At 73.4% G+C, this 5,716-nt stretch carries 7 protein-coding genes and 5 tRNA genes; 5 read left to right on the plus strand and 7 right to left on the minus strand.

Going from position 1 to position 5,716, the window contains the following annotated elements:
* Nucleotides 1–17 precede the first annotated feature (17 nt).
* The 5 genes from ACFQ8C_RS36195 to ACFQ8C_RS36215 form a co-directional block, all read right to left on the minus strand.
* Nucleotides 18–92 (minus strand) — tRNA-Val (locus tag ACFQ8C_RS36195).
* Nucleotides 93–119: 27 nt separating this feature from the next.
* A tRNA-Val gene (locus ACFQ8C_RS36200) sits at nucleotides 120–194 on the minus strand.
* 32 nt (nucleotides 195–226) lie between these two features.
* A tRNA-Val gene (locus ACFQ8C_RS36205) sits at nucleotides 227–298 on the minus strand.
* A 1-nt stretch (nucleotide 299) separates the two neighbouring features.
* Nucleotides 300–373 (minus strand) — tRNA-Cys (locus ACFQ8C_RS36210).
* Between the two features lie 39 nt (nucleotides 374–412).
* A tRNA-Gly gene (locus ACFQ8C_RS36215) sits at nucleotides 413–485 on the minus strand.
* A 232-nt stretch (nucleotides 486–717) separates the two neighbouring features.
* Here ACFQ8C_RS36215 and ACFQ8C_RS36220 point away from each other — a divergent pair.
* From ACFQ8C_RS36220 to ACFQ8C_RS36230, 3 genes are read left to right on the plus strand one after another with little or no spacing between them, the layout of a single operon-like run.
* Nucleotides 718–1,800: a chorismate-binding protein gene (locus ACFQ8C_RS36220; RefSeq protein ID WP_383466106.1), complete on the plus strand. Its 1,083-nt coding sequence runs from the start codon at nucleotides 718–720 to the stop codon at nucleotides 1,798–1,800.
* Nucleotides 1,797–2,627, plus strand: a complete 831-nt coding sequence (locus ACFQ8C_RS36225; RefSeq protein ID WP_383466108.1) for an aminotransferase class IV — start codon at nucleotides 1,797–1,799, stop codon at nucleotides 2,625–2,627. The genes ACFQ8C_RS36220 and ACFQ8C_RS36225 overlap by 4 nt, the downstream gene beginning before the upstream one ends.
* Nucleotides 2,628–2,670: 43 nt before the next feature.
* The gene (locus tag ACFQ8C_RS36230; protein ID WP_383466110.1) at nucleotides 2,671–3,510 is read left to right on the plus strand and encodes a GNAT family N-acetyltransferase; all 840 of its coding nucleotides are present in this window, start codon (nucleotides 2,671–2,673) and stop codon (nucleotides 3,508–3,510) included.
* Between the two features lie 21 nt (nucleotides 3,511–3,531).
* Here the strand turns inward: ACFQ8C_RS36230 and ACFQ8C_RS36235 are convergent, their stop codons facing one another.
* Nucleotides 3,532–4,044 (minus strand): DsbA family protein, encoded by a 513-nt coding sequence (locus ACFQ8C_RS36235; RefSeq protein ID WP_383466112.1) that lies wholly within the window; start codon nucleotides 4,042–4,044, stop codon nucleotides 3,532–3,534.
* A 203-nt stretch (nucleotides 4,045–4,247) separates the two neighbouring features.
* On the opposite strand from ACFQ8C_RS36235, the gene ACFQ8C_RS36240 reads away from it, so the two are divergent.
* Together ACFQ8C_RS36240 and ACFQ8C_RS36245 are read left to right on the plus strand one after the other, a co-directional pair.
* Nucleotides 4,248–4,685, plus strand: coding sequence for a hypothetical protein (locus ACFQ8C_RS36240; protein ID WP_383466113.1), 438 nt, complete (start codon nucleotides 4,248–4,250; stop codon nucleotides 4,683–4,685).
* Between the two features lie 130 nt (nucleotides 4,686–4,815).
* Nucleotides 4,816–4,998, plus strand: a complete 183-nt coding sequence (locus tag ACFQ8C_RS36245; protein WP_383466115.1) for a hypothetical protein — start codon at nucleotides 4,816–4,818, stop codon at nucleotides 4,996–4,998.
* A 45-nt stretch (nucleotides 4,999–5,043) separates the two neighbouring features.
* Here the strand turns inward: ACFQ8C_RS36245 and ACFQ8C_RS36250 are convergent, their stop codons facing one another.
* A complete protein-coding gene (locus tag ACFQ8C_RS36250) occupies nucleotides 5,044–5,601 on the minus strand; it encodes a CGNR zinc finger domain-containing protein (protein WP_383466117.1) in 558 nt (185 codons plus the stop codon).
* Nucleotides 5,602–5,716: the final 115 nt, after the last annotated feature.

Raw genomic sequence — 5,716 nt, forward strand, 5'->3', positions numbered from 1 at the left:
CGGGGGTGCGTGAGTCGTGGTGCGCGATACTGGGATTGAACCAGTGACCTCTTCCGTGTCAGGGAAGCGCTCTCCCGCTGAGCTAATCGCGCGGGACGCACCCGGGGGTGCGTGAGTCGTGGTGCGCGATACTGGGATTGAACCAGTGACCTCTTCCGTGTCAGGGAAGCGCTCTCCCGCTGAGCTAATCGCGCGGGGATCCGAAGATCAGGGCCCGAAGGCCCAGTGGACGATACTGGGATTGAACCAGTGACCTCTTCCGTGTCAGGGAAGCGCTCTCCCGCTGAGCTAATCGTCCTTGGAGGTGGAGACGGGATTTGAACCCGTGTAGACGGCTTTGCAGGCCGTTGCCTCGCCTCTCGGCCACTCCACCAGGAGTGAATACGGGGGTTCGGGAAGATCCCCCACATCGAGCGGACGACGAGATTCGAACTCGCGACCCTCACCTTGGCAAGGTGATGCTCTACCAACTGAGCCACGTCCGCTTGTCGGTTCCGGTCCGCTTGCGCGTCCCGGCGACGTGTTGAACTCTAGCGGATTCCCGGGCCAGTACAAAAACGCGTTTCCGCAGCGTGCTGACCTGCACGCCCTTCGGCGCGCCCGGCGGGGGCTCCCGGAGGGTTCGAACGGTGTTCACCCGCCGTGCCCCCGCGGTCGCGGGGAGCCCCGGCGCCCGCGCGCCCCGTGCTCCGGGGCGCGCCGACCTAGACTCGTTGCGTGTACGACCTTGCTCCCCTGGCCCGCTTCGGCGGCCTCGTCGCGACCGACCTCCGGGACGTCACCAACGATCCCGAGGCACTCGACTCCACCGGCTTCTGGGCCGTCTGCGCCGACTTCGAGGGCCGGCTCACCTGCGCCCGCTTCGGAGACGTCCGCAGGGCGCCGGTGCCCGCCGCCGTACCCGGCGCGTGGGCGGGACCCCGCCCCGGCGACTGGACGTCGTCGCTCGACCGCGCCGCGTACACCGCCGGCGTGCGGAAGGTGCGCGAGCACATCGCGCGCGGCGAGGTCTACCAGGCGAACCTCTGCCGGGTGATGAGCGCGCCGCTGCCCGATCCGGCCGGCGCCGACGTCGACGCCCTCACCGCGCTGCTCGCGGCCGGCAACCCCGCCCCGTACGCCGGAACGATCCGCCTGCCGGCGCACGGCGTGGAGATAGCCACCGCCTCGCCCGAGCTGTACCTGCGGCGCGAGGGCGGCCGGGTCTCCTCGGGCCCCATCAAGGGCACCGGCAGGACCGCCGCCGACCTCCTGCCCAAGGACCACGCCGAGAACGTGATGATCGTGGACCTGGTCCGCAACGACCTCGGCCGCGTCTGCGAGACCGGCTCCGTCGCCGTCCCCGCCCTCTGCGACGTCGAGGAGCACCCGGGCCTGGTCCACCTCGTCTCGACCGTCAGCGGCGTGCTGCGCGAGGACGCGGGCTGGCCCGAGCTGCTCGACGCCACCTTCCCGCCCGGCTCCGTCACCGGCGCCCCCAAGTCCTCCGCGCTGCGGATCATCGAGGCCCTGGAGACCGCGCCCCGCGGTCCGTACTGCGGGGGCGTCGGCTGGGTGGACGCCGACAGCGGTCACGGCGAGCTGGCCGTCGGCATCCGCACCTTCTGGGTCGACCGCCCGGCCGGCGTCCTGCGCTTCGGCACCGGCGCCGGGATCACCTGGGGTTCCGACCCGGAGCGGGAGTGGGAGGAGACCGAGCTGAAGGCGGCCCGGCTGGTCGCGATAGCGTCGGGCGCCTACGAGTCAGGCGCCCGGGACACCGACGTCCCAGGGGCGAGCGGAAAGGCCATCTCGCGATGAAACTCTGGGTCAACGGCGGACTGCACGACGAGGAGACCGCCCGGGTCTCCGTCCTGGACCACGGGCTGACCGTCGGCGACGGCATCTTCGAGACGGTCAAGGTCGAGCGCGGCGAAACGTTCGCTCTCACCCTCCACCTGGAGCGTCTCACCCGCTCCGCCCGTGGCCTCGGGCTGCCCGACCCGGACCTCGACGAGGTCCGCCGGGCCTGCGCCGCCGTCCTCGCGGCCAACCCGACGGAGCTCGGCCGGCTCCGGATCACCTACACCGGCGGCCTCTCCCCGCTCGGCTCGGAGCGCGGCGACGCCGGCGCCAGCCTCGTCGTGGCCGTCGGCGAGACCTCCCGCCGCCCCGACACCACCGCCGTGGTCACCGTCCCCTGGACCCGCAACGAGCGCGGCGCCCTCACGGGCCTGAAGACCACCTCGTACGCGGAGAACGTCGTCGCCCTGGCCCGGGCGAAGGAGGCCGGCGCGACCGAGGCCCTCTTCGGCAACACCGTCGGCCGGCTCTGCGAGGGCACCGGCTCCAACGTCTTCGTCGTGCTCGACGGCCGGATCCACACCCCGCCCGTCTCCTCCGGCTGCCTCGCCGGGATCACCCGCGCGCTGGCCGTCGAGTGGACCGGCGCCGTCGAGACCGACCTGCCGCTCGACGTCCTGGAGACCGCCGAGGAGGTCTTCCTCACCTCCACGCTGCGGGACGTCCAGGCCGTCCACCGCGTCGACGGGCGCGAACTCGCCGCGGCCCCCGGCCCGGTGACCGCCAAGGCCATGCGGGTCTTCGAGGAGCGGGCCGCCGCCGACCGGGACCCGCGCCTCGGCTGAAATCGGGATGACGGGGGTCTCCCGGATGGGTAGAACACCCCTGATGACCACCACCCTGCGGCCGACCGAGCCGCTTCAGCACTCCGCCGACGGCGGCCGTTCGCGCACCTACGACATCTGCGTGAACAGCCGCCGGGTCGGTTCCGTCCGCGTCGCCACCGATCCGAACTTCGGAGCCGCGGCGGGGATGGTCGAAGGCCTGCGGGTCGACGAGCCGGACCGGGGCCGGGGGCGCGGCACGGTGGCGGCGCTCGCCGCCGAGGAGGTGCTGCGCGGCTGGGGGTGCTCGGACGTGACGATATCCGTCCCCGCCGAGGCCACGGCCGCCCTCGCCCTGGCCCGCGCGCTCGGCTACACCGAGCGCAGCCGGAACATGCTGAAGGAGCTCGCGGGGGACGCGTCCGCCCCGCCGCCCGGCATCGTGGTGCGGTCGATGACCGAGGAGGAGTTCACGGCCTGGGAGACCGGGGCCAAGGAGGCCTTCGCGCGCAGCTGGACCGACCGGGGCGTCCCCGAGGAGCAGGCCCGCGCCAAGGCGGAGGCCAGCCACCGGGAGCTGCTGCCCCAGGGGCTCGCCAGCCCCGGCACGGCGATCCACGTCGCCGTCGCCGACGGGCGGGTCGTCGGCCACGTCTGGACCGGGGTGCGGGAGCTGGAGCCCGGCGTGAGCGCCGGGTACGTCTACGACATCGAGGTCGGCGCGGAGCGGCGCGGCGAGGGGTACGGCCGGGCGCTGATGCTGGTGGCCGAGCGCGTGACGCGGGAGGCCGGGGAGCGCCTGCTCGGACTCCACGTCTTCGCGGGCAACACCCCGGCGCTCCGGCTGTACGAGTCGCTCGGCTACCGCACGACCCACGTCAACAGCGCCAAGCCGCTGCTCTGAGCCGTCGGGCGGAGCGGGAGGTCAGCCGGCCAGGAGACGGTCGGCGATCTCCTCGATCCGGGCCCGCAGCCCCTCCTGGCTCTTGCCGCCGTCGAGGCGCTCGCCGTCGATGACGTAGGTCGGGGTGCCGGTGACCTTGAGCGCCTGGCCCTCGGCCTGGTCGGCGTCGACCGTGAGCAGGTGCCGGCCGTCGATCAGCGCCGTGTCGAACTCCTCGGCGTCCAGGCCGAGTCCGGCCGCCACCTCCAGGAGCACCGGCTCGCCCCGGTCGTCGAGGTCGGCGGTCCTGGCGAGCAGCGCCTCCGCGTAGGCCCAGCCCTGCCCCTGGTCGGCCGCCTCCTCGGCGGCCTGGGCGGCGGCGTAGGCGTGCTTGTGCTTGGCCAGCGGGAAGTGGCGCAGCTGTACGTCGAGCCGGTCGCCGTACTTCTCGCGCAGGGCGTGGACGTCGTCGAGGGCCTGGAAGCAGTCGGGGCACTGGAGGTCGAACCACGCCTCCAGGACGACGGGGGAGGGTGCGGTGGTGGAGTCAGTCATGAACGGCAGTCTTCCAGCCGGCCCGCCCCGGGCCCGCATCGGCACCGCACCGGGCCCGCACCGGCACCGCACCGGCACCTGAGGAGGAGATCCCGTCCGGGACGACCCGGAGATCTCCCTGAGACGGGGCCCGGGGCGTGGCCTCCGGCGGGTGGGTCGGTGCAGGATGGAAGGGACGTATCACCCGGGACCTGGAGGACCGCATGCTCGCCGAGACCATCTTCTCCGCGGTGTCCGCGGCGGGCCTGGGCATCGCCGCGATCACGGCCTACCGGAAGAAGTACCTGAGCGCGGCGCGGATCGCCGGCTGGTCGCTCGTCCCGCTGGGCCTGGTGATGACCGGCGCCGTCGAGTGGGCCTTCGACACCGTCTTCAGCCCGGTCGCCTGGGCCGGCTTCGGCGTGCTCGGCGCGGCCTGGCTGCTCCTGCTGACGACCCGTGGCGTCGAGCGCCGCCGGGGTGGCCGGAAGGCGACGGACGGGGGAGCACGGCCCGGGGCGGTCGCGCCCGGCGCCTCGGCCCCGGCCTCCGCCTCGGCCCGCGAGGCCCTCACCCGTCCCGCGTCGGGCACGCCCGCCCGCGGCGGGGACGCCGAGGACTTCAGCGACATCGAGGCGATTCTGAAGAAGCACGGAATCTGACCGCTTCTGGCCGTTGCCTGCCGGGCCACGACCGGCGGTGATCCGGAGATCCACGGGAAGGGATGAACCACCCCGTCGTGGGGCTGTTTCCGGCCTTTCCGGGTCTCGGGTGCGCGATCATCCCCCCGAGATGCTGGATACCTCGCGGGAACCCGCCCCCGCCTCCGCCGAGTCCGTTGCCGCCGCCGACCCCCCGGTCGACGAGCCGAGGGGCTGTCTCTTCGCGCTGTCGCAGCCGCCGCTGATGATCTTCCTGACGGTGATCGGGGCCCTGCTCCTGATGGCGGCCCTGCACGACCTCTACGTGCTCTGACGACCTTCTGCGTGCTCGGAGGACCTCTGCGTGCGCGGGCGGCCGCTACCCGGCGGCTTCCTTGCGGCGGGCCCGGTAGGCGGCCACGTGCAGACGGTTGCCGCAGGTGCGGCTGTCGCAGTAGCGGCGGGAGCGGTTGCGGGAGAGGTCGACGAAGGCCCGGCCGCAGTCCGGCGCCTCGCACCGCCGCAGCCGCTCGCGCTCGCCCGAGACCACGATGAAGGCGAGCGCCATCCCGCAGTCGGCGGCGAGGTGGTCGGCGACCGAGGCGCCCGGCGCGAAGTAGTGCACGTGCCAGTCGTAGCCGTCGTGGTCGGTGAGCTGCGGGGTGGTGCCCGCCGCGGCCACCAGCTGGTTGATCAGCGGGGCGGCGATCCGGGCGTCGGGCGCGGTGAAGACGGCGGTGAAGCGGTCGCGCACCTCGCGGACGGCCCGCAGGTCCTCGGCGTCCAGCTCGCCCACGCCGCTGACCCGGTGCTCGCGGACGAACACGCCCAGCGCGTCCAGGTCCGCGAGCGTGTCCTCACGGTCGCCCTGGGCGGCGGTGTTCATCAGATCGACGACGGTGTCGAGGGCGATCCGGGTGTCGTGGGGGATGAGCACGCTTCGCTCCCTGGCCGGCCGTGGGCGGGCGCCCGCGGATCGGCGTCGACTCTAGCGCGCCCCGGAAAAGCGCGACGGCGTCCTTCACCGCGCCGGCTGCACGGTGAAGGACCTG

Origin of the sequence: Streptomyces sp. NPDC056503 (assembly GCF_042794995.1) — a bacterium.
Classification (GTDB): Bacteria; Actinomycetota; Actinomycetes; order Streptomycetales; family Streptomycetaceae; genus Streptomyces.